The 16,048-nt window shown below is 58.5% G+C and carries 17 protein-coding genes and 1 pseudogene; 11 read left to right on the forward strand and 7 right to left on the reverse strand.

Annotated elements, in window-relative coordinates:
• Window positions 1-50 precede the first annotated feature (50 nt).
• Window positions 51-551: an NUDIX hydrolase gene (locus G463_RS17935; RefSeq protein ID WP_051321747.1), complete on the forward strand. Its 501-nt coding sequence runs from the start codon at window positions 51-53 to the stop codon at window positions 549-551.
• A 77-nt stretch (window positions 552-628) separates the two neighbouring features.
• On the opposite strand, the gene G463_RS0100955 is transcribed toward G463_RS17935, so the two are convergent.
• From G463_RS0100955 to G463_RS0100970, 4 genes are all read right to left on the reverse strand, one after another.
• Entirely contained in the window at window positions 629-934 is a 306-nt protein-coding gene (locus G463_RS0100955) for a DUF2653 family protein (protein WP_026973711.1), read from the reverse strand.
• Between the two features lie 76 nt (window positions 935-1,010).
• Entirely contained in the window at window positions 1,011-1,454 is a 444-nt protein-coding gene (locus G463_RS0100960) for a hypothetical protein (protein ID WP_026973712.1), read from the reverse strand.
• 72 nt (window positions 1,455-1,526) lie between these two features.
• Entirely contained in the window at window positions 1,527-2,216 is a 690-nt protein-coding gene (locus tag G463_RS17940) for a YjbE family putative metal transport protein (protein WP_051321748.1), read from the reverse strand.
• A gap of 346 nt (window positions 2,217-2,562) precedes the next feature.
• Complete coding sequence (locus G463_RS0100970; protein WP_026973713.1) at window positions 2,563-3,225, reverse strand: type 1 glutamine amidotransferase domain-containing protein; 663 nt, start codon at window positions 3,223-3,225, stop codon at window positions 2,563-2,565.
• 102 nt (window positions 3,226-3,327) lie between these two features.
• Between G463_RS0100970 and G463_RS0100975 the strand changes: the two genes are divergently transcribed.
• Entirely contained in the window at window positions 3,328-4,200 is an 873-nt protein-coding gene (locus G463_RS0100975; protein WP_026973714.1) for a LysR family transcriptional regulator, read from the forward strand.
• Between the two features lie 122 nt (window positions 4,201-4,322).
• Window positions 4,323-6,170 carry an ABC transporter ATP-binding protein gene (locus tag G463_RS0100980; protein WP_051321749.1) on the forward strand — a complete coding sequence of 616 codons (1,848 nt, stop codon included), beginning with the start codon at window positions 4,323-4,325 and terminating at the stop codon, window positions 6,168-6,170.
• A 120-nt stretch (window positions 6,171-6,290) separates the two neighbouring features.
• Here G463_RS0100980 and G463_RS17945 read toward each other — a convergent pair whose 3' ends face one another.
• Complete coding sequence (locus G463_RS17945; RefSeq protein WP_035484853.1) at window positions 6,291-6,488, reverse strand: YezD family protein; 198 nt, start codon at window positions 6,486-6,488, stop codon at window positions 6,291-6,293.
• A gap of 292 nt (window positions 6,489-6,780) precedes the next feature.
• Here G463_RS17945 and G463_RS17950 point away from each other — a divergent pair, with 292 nt between their 5' ends.
• The 8 genes from G463_RS17950 (at window position 6,781) to G463_RS0101025 (ending at window position 13,432) form a co-directional block, all read left to right on the forward strand.
• Window positions 6,781-7,275 carry a GNAT family N-acetyltransferase gene (locus G463_RS17950; RefSeq protein WP_051321750.1) on the forward strand — a complete coding sequence of 165 codons (495 nt, stop codon included), beginning with the start codon at window positions 6,781-6,783 and terminating at the stop codon, window positions 7,273-7,275.
• 76 nt (window positions 7,276-7,351) lie between these two features.
• Window positions 7,352-8,194 (forward strand): transporter substrate-binding domain-containing protein, encoded by an 843-nt coding sequence (locus tag G463_RS0100995; RefSeq protein ID WP_051321751.1) that lies wholly within the window; start codon window positions 7,352-7,354, stop codon window positions 8,192-8,194.
• A 53-nt stretch (window positions 8,195-8,247) separates the two neighbouring features.
• A complete protein-coding gene (locus tag G463_RS0101000; RefSeq protein WP_026973717.1) occupies window positions 8,248-9,027 on the forward strand; it encodes an amino acid ABC transporter permease in 780 nt (259 codons plus the stop codon).
• On the forward strand, window positions 9,024-9,734 hold the full coding sequence (locus tag G463_RS0101005; protein ID WP_026973718.1) for an amino acid ABC transporter permease: 711 nt from the start codon (window positions 9,024-9,026) through the stop codon (window positions 9,732-9,734). The genes G463_RS0101000 and G463_RS0101005 overlap by 4 nt, the downstream gene beginning before the upstream one ends.
• A complete protein-coding gene (locus G463_RS17955; protein ID WP_051321752.1) occupies window positions 9,731-10,498 on the forward strand; it encodes an amino acid ABC transporter ATP-binding protein in 768 nt (255 codons plus the stop codon). The genes G463_RS0101005 and G463_RS17955 overlap by 4 nt, the downstream gene beginning before the upstream one ends.
• Window positions 10,499-10,547: 49 nt before the next feature.
• Window positions 10,548-11,882, forward strand: coding sequence for an LLM class flavin-dependent oxidoreductase (locus G463_RS0101015; RefSeq protein ID WP_026973719.1), 1,335 nt, complete (start codon window positions 10,548-10,550; stop codon window positions 11,880-11,882).
• Between the two features lie 34 nt (window positions 11,883-11,916).
• Window positions 11,917-12,933 carry an LLM class flavin-dependent oxidoreductase gene (locus G463_RS0101020; protein WP_026973720.1) on the forward strand — a complete coding sequence of 339 codons (1,017 nt, stop codon included), beginning with the start codon at window positions 11,917-11,919 and terminating at the stop codon, window positions 12,931-12,933.
• A gap of 31 nt (window positions 12,934-12,964) precedes the next feature.
• Window positions 12,965-13,432 (forward strand): DinB family protein, encoded by a 468-nt coding sequence (locus tag G463_RS0101025; RefSeq protein WP_051321753.1) that lies wholly within the window; start codon window positions 12,965-12,967, stop codon window positions 13,430-13,432.
• A 152-nt stretch (window positions 13,433-13,584) separates the two neighbouring features.
• Here G463_RS0101025 and G463_RS0101030 read toward each other — a convergent pair whose 3' ends face one another.
• Both G463_RS0101030 and G463_RS17960 read right to left on the reverse strand, forming a co-directional pair.
• Window positions 13,585-14,583 (reverse strand): FTR1 family iron permease, encoded by a 999-nt coding sequence (locus G463_RS0101030; RefSeq protein WP_051321754.1) that lies wholly within the window; start codon window positions 14,581-14,583, stop codon window positions 13,585-13,587.
• Window positions 14,584-14,787: 204 nt separating this feature from the next.
• A pseudogene (locus G463_RS17960) lies at window positions 14,788-15,997 on the reverse strand (transposase).
• Between the last annotated feature and the right edge of the window lie 51 nt (window positions 15,998-16,048).

A 16,048-nucleotide genomic window follows, 5' to 3' on the forward strand; every position in this document is an offset into this window, starting at 1 on the left:
TGATGGATTTGCTAGTATTGTGGTGGGTCTGCGGACGAGCGGAGGAGAACATGAGACTGCCATACACCATCTGCTTCATACAACAGCATCACGAAATTTTATTGATTCATCGGAGAAAGCAGCCGAATCAAGGGAAGTGGAACGGCGTGGGCGGCAAGATTGAAGCGGGAGAGTCGCCGTTGGCCGCCTGCATTCGGGAGGTTCGCGAGGAAACCGGCTTACGCTTGCGCCAACCGGAGTTTCGCGGCGTGGTCACGTTCAATGGCGAGAGCGGCATGTACGTCTTCACCGCGGAGCGATGGTCGGGGGATGTGGTCGCATCCGCAGAGGGAGAACTGGATTGGAAGCCGCTGTTGTGGATCCTCACCTCCCCGGAAGCCACCAGCACGCTGCCCTATTTCCTGCCGGAGGCGCTCGGCAGCAATCCGCCGGTCGAACACGCGTTCACGTTTACACGCGCCGGCGAAGAGTACGGTGACGTGGTGGACTACGAAATGAAACCCCTGCGCCCCGAATGGGCCGTGTACGACCGGCCGATATCGGGCATCTGAAGTACAGCGGGGCGCTGGGTCGGCCCCGCTCGAACGTCGGGAACAGGGGAGGGTGCACCCGCGCCCTCCCCCAAAATTTATACGACCGGATCGCGCCGGACGATGTACGCCTCAATGCGCGATTCATCCGGGAATTGCAGGTGAATGTCCAATTCATACGGATTGAAGTTGTGGTACTGAGCCAGGTACTCGGCGACGGCGTCGACAATTTGCTGTTCCGTGAGTTGAACCCGGCGCCACCCGGCTTGCGCGTAGGCGCCAAAGCCGCGGCCGTCATCGTACCAGAGTTCCACGCGCGCGTCCTCCGGACGACCGCCGTGATGGTTTGCCACATAGACACAGCATGCGTCAATGACATCCTGTTCCGAAAAGTGCAGTTGCAAATCAATTCATCCTTCCCCATGAATCATCCTGATGTGGGGCGGGCGGTGGCCCACCCACCCCGTATGGTTCACTTCATCACCGGAAGAACAAGCGTCGAACGATGCGGTACGCGATGTACAACAGGATCAGGTCCACAATGAACCCGAACAGGGAAAACCCGTGGTAGCCGTACCCGTAATAGCCGCCGAACGGATGGAACATGCTGCTCAGCATGCCTCCCAACAGCATGCCCGATCCGAACGAGAACAGGTGGCTTCCGAAGCTGCCGAACCCGCTGCGCGCGGTGCTCGAAAACGAGCTGGTGCTGCCGCTGTACTGTGAGCGATACCCACTCACGCGCGAGGACGGCGCGCGCAATCCGGACGAGTACGACCGCGCGTACACGACCTGCGTCGCCGCATTCGTGTGCTGTGTCGCCACCGTCGTGGACGACGAAGCAGCGGTGGTGGGGGCGGCCAGCGCCGCCGCCGGTGTCAGCCAGAGAATCAACGCCGTCATCATGGCCAACAGTTTCTTCATGGTTCATTCCCTCCAATGGTTTTTTCGCAATTCGTCGTATTTCTCCTCGCCCATTCATACGCTGCGCGCGGTTCAACGACCCGGCGAGTGGGAGGCCGTCCGCATTTTCCGCAGCGCCGTCATCAGCATCAGCGCGTACGCGGCGAGGCACAGGGCGGGAGCGAGCCACTGAAGCGTATCCGCCCAGGGTGTTGAGTGATAGAGCGGATCGTCCGCAATCAGATTTCCCGCAATCCACGTGATATACGCCGCCGCGATGAACACCAACCAGCCCACCCGATGCAGAACCGCCGCGATGACGTGGCTGCCAAAGATGAGGAACGGGATGGTGATGAGCAGGCTCGCCATCAGCAATCCGATGCGCCCCCCGGCCACGCCGAGCATCGCCATGGCGTTGTCCAATTCCATGGTCAAATCGGCCGCCACAATCACGCCAATCGCGCGCCGCAACGACGTCCATCGCTGCGATTCGGCGGCAGCCGCCACGGTCGACGGGCGGATTCTATCCATCGCCAACCGCACCGCAATCCAGAGCAGCGCCAGCCCGGCCACACTCTTGAGCAGCGGCAGGTCAATCAGGTACGATCCCGCCGCGAGAAACCCAATCAACAGCAGAATCGCGACAGCGCTGCCCACGACAATGGCGGTCCTTCGGTGGGCCTCGGGCACTTGGCTCGCCGCCATCGAGATGGCGAGGGCATTGTCGCCCGACAGGATCAGGTTAACCAGTGTGATGTTGCATAGCAGCAGAAACCAATGCAATCTGTGCACCTCCGACGGATTCGGGCAAGGGGAGCAACACAAAAAGCGAGACCCCAGCCCAATGGAAATAGGACTGTAAGTCTCGCTCACAGAACCGACGCACTGTCGGTACCATGTAAGACGCCGGGCACACCTGCCGTACTGACGGCGTACTTCATCCGTGTCGGGAAACCCCTTCACGGCAGCTACTCCCTTACGTTGCTATCACTATACTTCATAGGGGAGATTTTTGCAAGAGGGTCCACAAGACCGTGGATTCCCGCGCCGTACGGTTTGCGGTTGCGATGGTCCATGTCGGAGTATCTCTGACCCACCGGATTTTGTGCTCATCCACATTGCGTGAACGTTACGACAGGGCTTTGATGACCGCTTTGGCCGTGCTGATTCCGGATTGCGGGTTTTGACCTGTGATCAGGTTTCCATCTTGCACTACGTGATCGGACCAAAGCGGTTGCCCGATGAACGCTGCGCCCAGTTCTCTCAAACGATCTTCCAATAGAAATGGCACTTTGTCATCGAGCTGGACGGCCCGCTCCTCGTCGTTCGTGAAGCTCGTTACCCGCTTTCCCTTCACCAGCGGCTCTCCGTTGGTCAACGTGACCCCGACCAGGCCGGCCGGGCCATGGCAGACAGCGGCGATGACTTTGCCGGTTTCCGCGAATTGGCGAATGAGGCTTTGAAGTTCGGGATTCGTGGGCAGATCAAACATCGTACCATGCCCGCCCGGGAGGAAGATGGCGTCGAAATCTTCAGCCCGGACTTGGGTGATGGGGACCGTGTCCTTCAACACAGCAATGGCGTCTGGCCACCGTTTTTCGGTTTCATTGTCGAGGCTCCGGGGATCAATAGGGGCCGAACCGCCCTTGATGCTTGCCACTGTGACCCGGTAACCCTGGGCCACGAACTCCGTGTACGGCTCAGCAAATTCAGACAGCCACAGCCCTGTCCGGAGTGTGTCATCTATTTTGTCTGCGCTCGTCACAACCATGAGAACAGCCTTTTGCGTCATGCCAACTTCCCCTTTCCTTGTGGGTGGTCTACGGTTGACACTTTATCACGCTCCTGTTTATCATTCAAATTATATAATCGAAGAGGTGTCATAAATTCATTTATGATAAACTTTGAATGGTATCGAACCTTCGTGGCGGTGTATCGCACGGAATCCATGTCGGCCGCTGCCCAAGAACGGCAGTTGACCCAACCTGCAGTCTCTCAGCAGATGCAGGCACTCGAAAGGGAACTGGGGGCATCTTTGTTCATCCGCAGTCCGAGAAAAGTGGTTCCGACCGAAGCCGGTAAGGAATTGTACGTGTCCATCGCGGAAGCTGTGGACAGGCTGGAGCGCACGAGCAAGCGCCATCATCCAGAGCATGGGCCCACGTTGCGGCTCGGCGCGCCGTACACGTATTTTCATGAACGGTGCATTCGCGGGGTTGCCGGAGCGCCCTGGAGGGTGCGGATCGACTTTGGGTTGACAAAAGATCTGCTGGCCAGTTTGAAAAACGGCGAATTGGATATCGTCATTGCCACACAGCGGCTGAGCGATGAAGGCGTTCAGTATATTCCGTTGTACGAAGAACAGTTTGCTTTGTATCTGAGTCCGACGTGGACGATTCCACAGACATCAGATTTGCGTCGCATCCACGACTGGCTCGTGACATTACCCTGGATTGCATACGGCTCGGAATTGCCCATCATCCGCCGCTATTGGCAATGCATCTTTGGGAAACGTCCGGGGATACGGCCGAAAGCCATTGTTCCCGACTTGCGATGCATTCTGCAGTTGGTTGAACAAGGCGCTGGGGTCAGCGTTCTCCCCACCTACCTGTGCAGATCCGCAGAGGACGCGAAGAGAATTCAAGCCCTTCAGATCTCCGACCGGATTGTGAGCAACCAATTGTGGGTCGTTTGCCGGAGGAAGGAAGTCCATGACGAGTTCATCCGCTCGGCGGTCGATGTATTGCTGGCCACTGCCCATGAATGACCGTATCGGCGGGCTGACCATCCGTCTCCATGCCGTCCGCGCGTTGCGCGTCGTTGCTCCTCACCTTCACCTGCGTTCGCGGGCGGTGCGGTATACTTGGAGGCGGTGGTGAGGAGACAATGATGACGGGAATGGGTTTTGGCGGTGGCCATGGTGGCGGACACCGCGGCGTCAGCCGCTGGGAGCTGCGCGAGCTGGCCAAACAGGAGCATCTGGATTGGGCCATTATCCGGCGGGCATCCACCGCGTTCATCCCCTATTGGCGGAGGGCGTTGATGGTCTCCGTGCTGCTGTTGGCCACATCCGCCGGAGGGACGCTGCCCGCCTGGTTGACGCAGCACATCATTGACGACGGCATCCTGAAAGGGCGTGCTGACATCGTGGTCTGGCTGACGGCCACGCTCATCGCGGTGGCGCTGGTGACCGGCCTGCTCGGCGTGGTTCAGACCTGGCTCAGCAACTCCGTGGCCCAGGACGTGATGGCCGATTTTCGACTGGCCTTGTTCCGTCATATTCAACGTCAGACCGTGAGTTTTTTCACCACGAGGCAGGCGGGGGATCTCGTCTCACGCGTCATGAACGATGTGTCAGCCATCCAGAACGTGATCACGTCCACCCTGATGGGGTTTGCCAGCAATGTCTTGGTGATTCTCACAACCCTCGCTCTGATGTTTGAAATGAATTGGAAGATGGCGATTCTCTCGCTGCTGGTGGTTCCAGCCTTCGTGTTGCCGACGCAGCGCGCCGGCGGCATTCGGCAGCGGCTGCAGAGCCAGATTCAACAGAAATTATCGACCTTGACGGTTCACTTAAGTGAACAGTTTGGTGTAAGCGGTGCGCTGTTGACGCGCATCTTCAACCGCGAACGAACAGAAATTGAGAAGTTTTCCGAGGTCAACCGGGAACTGCGCAACCTGCAGGTGAGGCAGTCGTTGGTGGGGCGCTGGCTGTTCATGTGGCTGGGCATGTTCTCGTCCATCGGTCCCGCGCTGCTCTGGGGCTACGGTGGCTGGTTGGTCATCCACCGCGAGATGCACCTGGGCACCATTGTGGCTTTCACCGGCCTGCTCGGCCGGCTCTACGGACCGCTCAGCCAATTGGCGCAGCTACAGGTGAACCTGCTTTCCTCCATCGCCCTGTTTCGCCGCATCTTCGCGCTGCTCGACATCGAGCCGGAAGTTCAGGACGGCCCCGTCGTCCTCGCGGCGGGCAGCGTCTCTGGGCGGATTCAGTTGGAGGACGTGTCCTTCGCCTATCCGTCCACTTCGCCCGCGGATCCTCGTCTCGTGCTTTGCGACGTCAATCTGCGCATTGAACCCGGTCAGATGGTGGCCTTGGTTGGGCCGAGCGGTGCGGGCAAAACCACGCTGCTTCACTTAATTCCGCGCTTTTCCGATCCGCTCGCTGGCCGCATCCTCGTTGACGGCCATGACAGCAAATCGCTGACGCTGGCTTCGCTGCGCAGTCAGATGGGGCTCGTGCCGCAGGATCCGTTTTTCTTTCACGACACCATTTCAAACAACCTGCGCTTCGCCAAGCCGGACGCAACCCGCGAAGAGATGGAGGCGGCCTGCCGGGCGGCGCAGATCCATGACATGATTGTTGGACTGCCCGATGGCTACGACACCGTGGTGGGAGAACGCGGTTATCGACTATCCGGCGGCGAACGGCAGCGGTTGGCCATCGCGCGCGTGTTGCTGCGTGCACCGCGCATCGTGCTGCTGGACGAGGCCACCAGTGCGCTGGATACACTCGTTGAGCGACAGATTCAGGAGGCTCTGCAAGTGTTGATGGAGGGGCGCACGGCCATTGTCATCGCCCACCGGCTGTCCACCATTCTCACGGCCGACAACATTGTACTGCTCCATCAGGGCCGCGTGGTGGCCCAGGGACGGCACGGGGAACTGCTGGAAACCAGTCCGCTGTACCGCGAGTTGTACGAAGCCCAGTTCGCTGGACAGGCAACCTAGCGCACGCAGTGGTGATGAGGCCGCGCGGACGCCATCCGCATTGCGCGGGAAAAGGGGTGGTGTTGACCTTTCCGCAGTGCTCCGACGGATGGGCGCGCGGCGTTGTCCCCTGTCGGGCGATTACTTGCCCAGCGCCTTTTGGGCTGGCCGCACCGGTTTTGCAGTTGTGGCGGCGCCGAATCTGCGCTTCTCCAGGCGGTCTATCTGCACAATCTGCCCGTCGTGCACCACAATGTTGACCGAGCCGTACTCCAAACCGTTCAGTGCGTGCAGAATCTGCTCAATCACAAATTCCCGGGAATCTCGATGGGACGTCATGGGTCAACCTCCTATCTCATGCCGGTGGTTCGATAGGCATAGTGTACTCCGTCCAGTGTGAAAACCGCTTCTAATCAGAGTAAATAGATATATTTAATTTGCATTTATCATGATGTCATGTCGGGGCTGGATCCAGTTGACACAGACAACATTCCGTAGTAACCTTTGCTCAATCCCTATAAATCCTATATAAATAGTCGTCGACCGGAAAACCGGAGACACAAGCCTGAGTCGCGTACTAGCGCTCACGTTTGTGTCTTTTTTTTATAAAACAGGCCGGGGGGAAGCGAGTATGGCAAAGACGATGGATGGAACGGTGATTGCGGCGGTGGAAGATGTGCGCACGGAGGACGCACAGCAATTGATCCGCGAACTCACTCTGGAATTGGCCGCGTTGTACGAGGAGACGGACGGTTCAGCCGGATTTCGACCGGAGGATGTCGAAGTGCCGCGTTCCGCGTTCATTGTTGCAAGGATTGACGGATATCCGGTCGGCTGCGGTGCGCTGCGACCGCTGGATGAAACCACCGTCGAAGTGAAGCGGATGTACACGCGGCCAGCGTTTCGTCGCAAAGGGGTGGCCAAGGCCATCTTGGCGGAGATGGATCGGCTGGCGCTTGCGTTTCGGTACACCCGGATCAAACTGCAAACCGGTCCGAAGCAGCCGGAGGCGGCGGCGCTGTACGAGCGCGTGGGTTACCGGCGGACGGAACGGTTCAGCGGAGACTGGGACGAGGTGTTGGCGTATCAAAAAGATCTGCCGGCGGCACCAGGTCAGGACAGATAGAGGCAATACACAGCGCACTGCGCGCGGTCTGTGGCTCCATTTCCCGCCCATATCAACGCTGTGGAGAGTGAATTCGATGAAAACGATGCACACATGGATGGCCGCGGGCCTGTTGGCCCTGACCGTGGCCGGTTGCGGAACGGCCGCTGGAAACACGGCGTCCCAGTCCGGTGGACAGGAGGGCAAAGCCGCCGCCGTGCAGACGGTGGTTGTGGGCACGAGTCCGAATTTCCCGAAAGTCACGTACTATGACGAAAACGGAAAGCTGACGGGCTTTGACATTGAGTTGGTGCGCGACATCGACCAGCTGTTGCCCGATTATCAATTCAAGTTTCAGACGATGGATTTCGCAAACCTGCTGCTGAGTCTGCAGACGCACAAGATTGACATGATTGCCAACGAGATGGAGATCAATCCGGAGCGGCAGCAGAAGTACCTCTTCAACAAAGTGCCGTACGCCTACTGGCAGACGAAAATCATTGTCGCCAAGGGAAACAACAGCATCCATTCGCTCGACGACCTCGTGGGCAAGAAGGTTCTGACCACCGCCACCACGGCGGAGGCCGACATCCTGCAGAACTACAATCAAACCCACAGCAAGAAGATTGACATTGTGTACGAGAACGGCAATGCCAACGATACGGTCAGCGAAATCACGTCGGGGCGGGTGGTCGCCTCGCTCGGGGCCGACTTTTCTCTGCCGTTGATAGACCCAGAGCACAAACTCACGAGCACGGGGGCTGCGTTGGCGGTGTCTCCAGTAGATTTCGTGTTTCGCAAGAATGACCCCGCTGAACAGAAGTTGGCGAATGAAGTGGATCAGGCCCTGCAGAAGCTCATCGCCAACGGCACCCTGTCCAAGCTGAGCATTCAGTGGCTGGGATCCGACTTCACAAAAAATATTCCGCAGCACAGTTGATGGGGAACGCGGTCGAGGTTGAGCGGAGTTCATCAGAAAGGTGAGATTGTCCCATGGCGCCGTTTGATATCACCTACGTGTTCTCGTTCTTTCCGAAATTGTTGTCCACGCTCGGCGTGACTTTGCTGATTGTGGCTGGCTCCATCGGCCTGGGACTGGTGGTGGGGCTGGTGGTTGCTTTGCCCCGCTTGTACCAAGTGCCCGTGCTGCAGCGGCTCTCGCAACTGTACATCTCCTTTGTCCGGGGCACGCCGATTCTGATTCAACTATTCTTGTTCTACTACGGTTTGCCTGAACTGGTGCGTTCATTTGGGGTGGACATCTCCAGGTACCCGGTGCTCGATTTTGTCATTGTCACGTACGGCCTCAACAGCGGCGCCTTCTTTTCCGAGGCCATCCGGGCCTCGGTGACGGCGGTGGACAGGGGCCAGGTGGAGGCGGCGCACGCCATTGGCATGACGGGATACCAGGCGTTTTCGCGCATTGTCCTGCCACAGGCTTTGACCATTGCTGTGCCTGTTTTCGCGAATCTGGTGATTGCTCTGTTGAAGGACACCTCCCTCGCTTTTTCTCTGGGCGTGATGGAACTGACGGGCAAGGCGCAATCCCTGGGGACGATTACGCAACATTTCACTGAGGCGTACATCTCTCTCGCGTTCATTTATCTGGCCATCAGTTTGACGCTGGAGAAACTGTTCACCCTCTGGGAACGTCGGCTCTCGCATGACGAGCGGTCGGACGCGCCACTGCCGGTGGGCTTCCTCGGGCGAAAGGCGGCCTACCGCAAACTGCGCGCTGGCTTGGGACTGGAGAAAGCAGGTACGGGCGTATGAGCATCGACGTGTCCTTCATTCTGAATGCGTTCGTCCAACTGCTGTTCTCCGTTCCGACAACGTTGCTCATCACCGGCGTCTCCGTCCTCTGCGGTTTTGTGATTGGGATGGCCATCGCGCTGGTGCGGATTTTCTCCGTGCCTGTGCTCAGTTCCATCGCCATCTGGTACGTCACGTTCATTCGCGGCACGCCCATGCTGGTGCATCTGCTGCTGATTTACAACGGTCTGCCCTTGTTGATAGACGGGCTGTCCCACCGGCTGGGGTGGGGATTCAAGTCGGCTGCCATTCCGGTGATTGATTTCGTATGCCTGTCGTTTTCCATCACGGCGAGCGCATATCTGTCCGAAGTCATCCGTTCTGGCCTGTTGGCCATTGACCGGGGGCAGATGGAGGCCGCATTGTCCATTGGCATGACCAAACCGCAGGCGTTGCGCCGGGTGGTGCTTCCCCAAGCGCTCGCGGCCAGTATTCCGAATTTCTCGAATACAGTGATTGGCATGCTCCACGGATCGACCTTGGCGTTCACGGTGCCCGTGGTGGAAGTCATGGCAAAGGCCCAAATCGTGGCCTCCACCAATTGGAAATTTCTAGAGTCATATCTTGCGGCGGCAGTGATCTTCTGGGGGATCACCGTGCTCATTGAAACATCCGCCGGGCTGCTCGAACGGCGGGTGAATCTGTACAACCGAGGTGGGGTCGCGTGATTCAGTTGTCTGGGATTACAAAGTCATTCGGCCGGCATGCGGTGCTCAAGGGCATTGACCTGATGGTGCACTCCGGCGAGGTGGTTGTCATTCTCGGCCCGAGCGGATCGGGCAAGACTACGCTGCTGCGCTGCATCAACTATTTGGAACATCCGGACGCGGGCAGCATCACCATCGGCGCGGACACGGTGGACTGCCGGCGCGCGAGCAAGCGCGAGATTCACCAACTGCGGCAAAAGACGGCGATGGTGTTTCAACACTACAACCTGTTCCGGCACAAAACCGCGCTGGAAAACGTCATGGAGGGTCTCGTTGTGGTCAAGAAGTGGCCGAAGGCGGAGGCGCGCCAGCGCAGCGTGGAACTGCTTGAGCTGGTGGGGCTGGGCGACAAGCTGGACGCCTATCCGAGCCGGCTGTCGGGGGGACAGCAGCAGCGGGTGGGCATCGCCCGGGCGCTGGCGCTGAACCCCGAGATCATCCTGTTTGACGAGCCGACGTCCGCGCTGGACCCGGAGTTGGTGGGCGAGGTGTTGGCGGTGATTCGCGCCATCGCCGAGCAGGGCATCACCATGCTCATTGTGACCCATGAAATGGGCTTTGCCCGCGAGGTGGCCCAGCGCGTGGTGTTCATGGATGAAGGGGTCATTGTGGAGGAGGGAGCGCCCGGTCAGTTGTTTACCAATCCGCGGGAAGAGCGGACGCGGCAATTTCTCCAACGCCTCACCTACGGGATGGCGGACGCATGGACCGGTGCCGGGCGCTGAGCAGGCGCAGGCCCGACGGAGGAAACCAGCGCAAAAGGAGCGATTCAAGATGACCAACGGCAGACAGTTGAAACTTGGCGCCATGCTGCACGGCGTCGGCAGCAGCACGTCTTTGTGGCGGCACCCGGACGCCATTCCCGACGCCAGCGTGAACTTTGAACTTTATAAGAAGTGGGTTCGCAAAGCGGAAGCGGGCAAGATGGATCTCGTCTTTATCGCGGACGGGCTGTACATCACCGAGAAATCCCTCCCGCATTTCCTCAACCGCTTTGAACCCATCACCATTCTCAGCGCTTTGGCAGCCGTCAGCCAGCACATTGGCTTGGTCGGGACGGTATCCACCACCTACAGCGAACCGTTCACGGTGGCCCGGCAGTTTGGTTCTCTGGACATGATCAGCGGCGGACGGGCGGGATGGAACGTGGTGACCTCCCCACTCGAGGGCTCCGCTCTGAACTATGGCCGAAAGGCGCATCCGGACCACGACCTGCGCTATGAGATTGCTGAAGAGTTCTTGGAGGTGACGCGCGGGCTCTGGGATTCCTGGGAGGACGACGCCTTCGTGCGCGACAAGGCGTCCGGGGTGTTCTTCCATCCGGCCAAGATGCATCCCCTGAATCACGAGGGACGTTTCTTCTCAGTCAAGGGGCCGCTCAACATCGCGCGCTCCAAGCAGGGCCAGCCCGTCATTTTCCAGGCAGGTTCGTCAGAGGTCGGCAGAAACTTTGCGGCACAACAAGCGGACGCGGTGTTCACGGGGCACGAGCGTCTGGAAGACGCGATGGCGTTTTACCGGGACGTGAAGCGGCGGGCATCCGAATTCGGGAGAAATCCAGATAACGTGCTGATTTTTCCGGGCATCGCGCCGATTTTGGGGAAAACGGTGGAGGAGGCGGAGCAGAAGTACGAGCAGGTGGCCAATCTCGTGACCATTGAGAACGCGCTGGATTACCTGGGGCGCTTTTTCGAGCATCACGATTTCTCCCAGTATGCCCTGGACGAACCCTTCCCTGATATCGGCGAACTGGGACGCAACAGCTTCCAGGGGACGACCGACTGGATCAAGCAGCAGGCTCGGGAAAAGGGGCTGACGCTGCGCCAGGTGGCGCTGCAGGTGGCGACGCCCCGGACCGCGTTCATTGGGACGCCCGTGCAGATTGCGGATCGGATGCAGTTGTGGTTCGAGGCAGGAGCGGCGGACGGGTTCATGGTGAGCGCGGCCGTGCCCAATGGATTGGAACAATTCGTGGACGAGGTCATCCCCATCCTCCAGGCCCGCGGCCTGTTCCGCACGGAATACGACAGCGACACCCTGCGAGGGAATTTGGGGCTGCCGTTTCCAGAGAACCGATACACGCGCGCCACCGCGCAAGCCCGTGTCTAACCAAGGGAGAGACCACACTCGGGGAGGGAACTGTGTGACACTGCGATTGAGCATTCTTGACCAAAGTCCCATATTCGAGGGCGAAGACGCTGTCACAGCGTTTCAGCACACCATTGAACTGGCTCAGGTGGCGGAGGCGCTCGGGTATCACCGATTTTGGGTGGCGGAGCACCACGATTCGGACAGACTGGCCGGTTCCGCGCCGGAGGTGCTCATTGCCCATCTGTTGGCAAAAACAGAGACCATTCGCGTGGGTTCCGGCGGGGTGATGCTACAGCACTACAGCCCGTACAAGGTGGCGGAAACGTTCAGCGTGCTGGCCGCGCTGGCGCCGGGGCGGGTGGATCTTGGCATTGGCCGGGCGCCGGGCGGGTTGCCGAAATCCACCAGAGCCCTGCAGCAGGACGTGGTGGATGAGGCCACACCGCTGGAAGACAAGCTGGTGCAACTCCAGCAGTTCCTGTACGCAGAACTAGATCCGCACCATCCCTGGCACGGTGTAAAAGTGACGCCACAGCCCCCCACCCCTCCGGAGATGTACCTGCTCGGCGCCAGCGCCGGCAGCGCCAAGCTCGCGGCGAATCTCGGCCTTCCCTACGTGTTCGCGCTGTTCATCAATGGTGACGAACGCGAACTGGAGGCGGCGTTGGCCGCGTACCGCTCCGCGCTGGAGGCGATATCGCCACAGCCCCCGTCCTTCCTGCTGGCGCTCTCCGCCATCGTCGCGGACACGGACGCGGAGGCGGCGGCCCTGGCCGGAGATGTCAAGAACATCAAGGTGCGGTTGGCCAGTGGGCGGTCGGTGACGGTGGGATCCATCGAACAGGCGAACGAGTTTGGGCGTCAAGCAGAGGAGGATTACACGATTGAAGTCAGGGACGCCCACATCATCCATGGTTCGAAGGCCACTGTTCAGCAGCGATTGTTGGACATTCAGCGGCGCACCCAGATTGAAGAGTTCATTGTGGTGAATGTGATTCAGAATTTCCGGCAGCGGGTTCATTCTTATGAATTGTTGCGCGAAGCCCTGGACTTCGCCCACATCTCTTGACGGATGGTCAGATATTGAAAGGATGAGTTGGATGACGCAGCAGTACGTGGATACGCGGGCGTATGAGCGCCTGGCGGACGAGGCGTCCGCAGCGGTGGCAGGGTTGGCGGACACCCAATTGCGCTGGAAGCCGGCGCCTGGCAAATGGAGCATACTGGAAATCTTGTCGCACTTGGAAGATCACACATTGGCGCAGGCATTCCGCATTCGCAAGTTGATCTCAGAACCAGGGGCAGAGCTTCCCTCCGTGAATCAGGATGCCTGGGTGGAGTGCCTGAAGGCCAACCAAGGCCAGGTGGCCGATATTCTCAGCACCATTCGGGCCGTTTTGTACAGCAACGCGGTGGTGCTCAGGCGAGTGGATGCAGCGGACTGGCAGAAGACGGGCATCCATCCGAATGGCAATCCGGTGACGCTGACGGATGTGGTGCAGGGGTTCGTCAACCACGTGCACCATCACCTGCAGCAAATCCGGGAATTGGCAAGCAAGGCGCCGTAAGCAAGCGACCCAACCTTGGAAACCGGGGCGTGGCACGGGCAAGCCGTCAACGCCCCGGTTTCGGTGGGACACCGCCACAGACTAAAAGAAGGACCATCGAACCTGCCCCGGACTCGGGTGCGAGGTGGATGGTCTCACGAGGATGCGCAGGACTATTCGGTCACCCGCGCGCTGTTCGGCCGAACGGCTTTCCGCCGCGGCTTGAATCGCTCCATTTGCGCCGCGTAGAACGACCCAATCACAAAGACGGCGGCGGCAATCTGCGCAATCACAGTCTCCCAGTTGTTGAATACGGAGAACCAGGTCCCCGCCCAGGCCGGGATGTTGACCGGGAACGTGTGGGTGGGAATCCATCCCGCTGCCTGCATTTCGTTGACCTGTTCGCCCACCATGATCTCGAAGACCACGCCGAGCATGATGCCGGTGAAGACCAGCATTCTCTTATACGGCAATTTTTGATGCGCGATGAATGTGAAATAACCGGTGATGGCCACCAAAATCAGTGCGAATGCAGTGCCCAGGACCACAACCCAGGTACCGACCTGCAGCCGAATGCTCTGCAGAAACAGATCCACCTCAAACCCTTCCCGATACACGGAGGCGAAGCCAAGCAGGATGAGGCCCTTGTAGGCCATGGACTTGACCGTCTCCAACTGACCGTCGTCAGCCGATTCCACAGACTGGATGAGTTCCTTCTTTTTGCGATTGTGAAACGAGATCCATCCTGTCCAATAAATACGGTGGAAAAACCAATTCATCACAATCAGCAATACGATAATTGCCAGCAAGCCCGTCGCAGCCTGGATGTTGGCCTCGGACGTGGTGCTCGCCGCCAGGTTCAGAATGCCGACCAGGATGAACCAGGTGACAAGCGTCGCACCAAAACCGATACCGGCACCTTGGGAGATGGGGCGCCAATACGCCTGCTGCGTACGCACGAGACCCGCCACAATCGCCGACAGCACCAGAATGCACTCCAGTCCTTCGCGGTACACGAGGACGGCAGTATCAATCATGCCTGCCACTGGCGATACGCCACTGGCGGTGGGGTCGGGGCTACCAGCGGCGGTGATGGCCTGCCAGACCAATACGGCAATGAGCAGTGCGCCGCCCAAACACACGAGACCGGTCTTCAGCGCGCGATGTTTCACGAGGGGACCTCCTTGTTACCGACCACGGTTGGTCACGAACTAAAAGTTGACTTCTAAAGTCAACTTTCAATGCGATACCATCTTAGCAGTTAGTTAAAGTGTTGGTCAATAGTTAGTGGGGTCTAATTGAAAGGTTCTTTTCGTATAGCTTGTTGCTCTTGAGCCGTCTAAATAAATATCCATAATGAGGGACTGCTGAACGGTTCACACACCGTCCAAAGCGACAGCCGAATCGTTTTGCAACAGCCATCCAAGAAACACGCACATAAGGAAGCGGAGCCGCCGCTCCAGGTTCATCACCAGCAACGGCATCGCGATGATCGTTTCGCTTGTTGATTTAAGACGTGTTCGAATCAAGCCAAGCCCATACAGGCGCTTGCCTTCGCCGAACTTTCCTTCAATTGCATTGCGTTCCGCCGCGTCCTGTCTTTCCAGTTTGACTTGTTCCGCGCGTTCTGCCTTCGAGGGACGACCCAGTGGTGGACCGCTCAAGCGAATCCCGCGTTCCTTGCAGTAACGCAAGTTCTCTCGGTTTCGATACGCCTTATCCGCTAGCACGGCCTCTGGATAGCAGCCGTGGCGTTCATAGTAGGCCTCCACCGCATCTTTCAATGTGAGGCCCTCATGGAACCCATCCCAACTCACATGCTCAATCCGTGCGTATCCGCCCACGAGGCTGATGGCCGCTTTCGCGCCAAACTCGACATTCGCCCGTGCCCTGCCACGCACCATGGGTCGCACGTGGGGCTGCGAGATACTCACGATTCGATCTTCGATGCGGTGTGTTCGTTTGCGGTACATTTCTTCCTGCTGACGATACAGCTCGTGAATCACCAACAAGTCACGATGTTGTCGGCGATTCAACGCTTGCAAACCAACCTCGTCACGCAGCATGGCGATGATGCGAAGGTCTCGTGCCACAAAGCGTAGCTGCTTGCCAATGGCCTTGCGAAGTACACGTGGGCTCACACGTCGCTGCTTCGCCACCGTCAGGTATGCCTTGCGTGCCTTCTCTCGGTATGTGCGCGGTTTTTGTTTGTCAGATTCCCGCACGGAATGCATCACATCGATCATCTGTTCGAGCTTCTCGCGTGCCTCGTTAAGCAAGGAGAGATCCGTTGGATAGGCAATGTCCGCCGGTGCACATGTAGCATCCAACAGAAGCTTGCCATGGTTGGTCGGACGCTCTGCAGATTCTGGCGTACTGGGTGAAGCTTCTTTCTCTGAAGGAGAGTTCTGATCGTCGTCTGTATCATTTGAATCGCCTTGTTGATCCTGTTTGGCGATGATCCATTAATTACCATGGAATCATCTGCGCAAGCTTGACCCAACGATTCTCTTTATTCAACTTCCCACCAAACGGCAAGAAGAAATCATCCGGCAACAGGATTTGACGCTCAGACGAACGATACAAAACCTTCCACCTCATGTGCACGATTTTTGAGGGGTATCACCGAAAATCCAT

This window comes from Alicyclobacillus contaminans DSM 17975 (genome assembly GCF_000429525.1).
Taxonomy (GTDB): Bacteria; Bacillota; Bacilli; order Alicyclobacillales; family Alicyclobacillaceae; genus Alicyclobacillus_A; species Alicyclobacillus_A contaminans.

What these genes read in the sequence shown, in the direction of transcription:
- G463_RS17935 (WP_051321747.1), top strand. Translation starts at nt 51, where the DNA reads ATGAGACTGCCATACACCATCTGCTTCATACAACAGCATCACGAAATT.
- G463_RS0100960 (WP_026973712.1), bottom strand. Translation starts at nt 1,454, where the DNA reads ATGAAGAAACTGTTGGCCATGATGACGGCGTTGATTCTCTGGCTGACA.
- G463_RS0100970 (WP_026973713.1), bottom strand. Translation starts at nt 3,225, where the DNA reads ATGACGCAAAAGGCTGTTCTCATGGTTGTGACGAGCGCAGACAAAATA.
- G463_RS0100975 (WP_026973714.1), top strand. Translation starts at nt 3,328, where the DNA reads ATGATAAACTTTGAATGGTATCGAACCTTCGTGGCGGTGTATCGCACG.
- G463_RS0100980 (WP_051321749.1), top strand. Translation starts at nt 4,323, where the DNA reads ATGACGGGAATGGGTTTTGGCGGTGGCCATGGTGGCGGACACCGCGGC.
- G463_RS17945 (WP_035484853.1), bottom strand. Translation starts at nt 6,488, where the DNA reads ATGACGTCCCATCGAGATTCCCGGGAATTTGTGATTGAGCAGATTCTG.
- G463_RS17950 (WP_051321750.1), top strand. Translation starts at nt 6,781, where the DNA reads ATGGCAAAGACGATGGATGGAACGGTGATTGCGGCGGTGGAAGATGTG.
- G463_RS0100995 (WP_051321751.1), top strand. Translation starts at nt 7,352, where the DNA reads ATGAAAACGATGCACACATGGATGGCCGCGGGCCTGTTGGCCCTGACC.
- G463_RS0101000 (WP_026973717.1), top strand. Translation starts at nt 8,248, where the DNA reads ATGGCGCCGTTTGATATCACCTACGTGTTCTCGTTCTTTCCGAAATTG.
- G463_RS0101005 (WP_026973718.1), top strand. Translation starts at nt 9,024, where the DNA reads ATGAGCATCGACGTGTCCTTCATTCTGAATGCGTTCGTCCAACTGCTG.
- G463_RS0101015 (WP_026973719.1), top strand. Translation starts at nt 10,548, where the DNA reads ATGACCAACGGCAGACAGTTGAAACTTGGCGCCATGCTGCACGGCGTC.
- G463_RS0101025 (WP_051321753.1), top strand. Translation starts at nt 12,965, where the DNA reads ATGACGCAGCAGTACGTGGATACGCGGGCGTATGAGCGCCTGGCGGAC.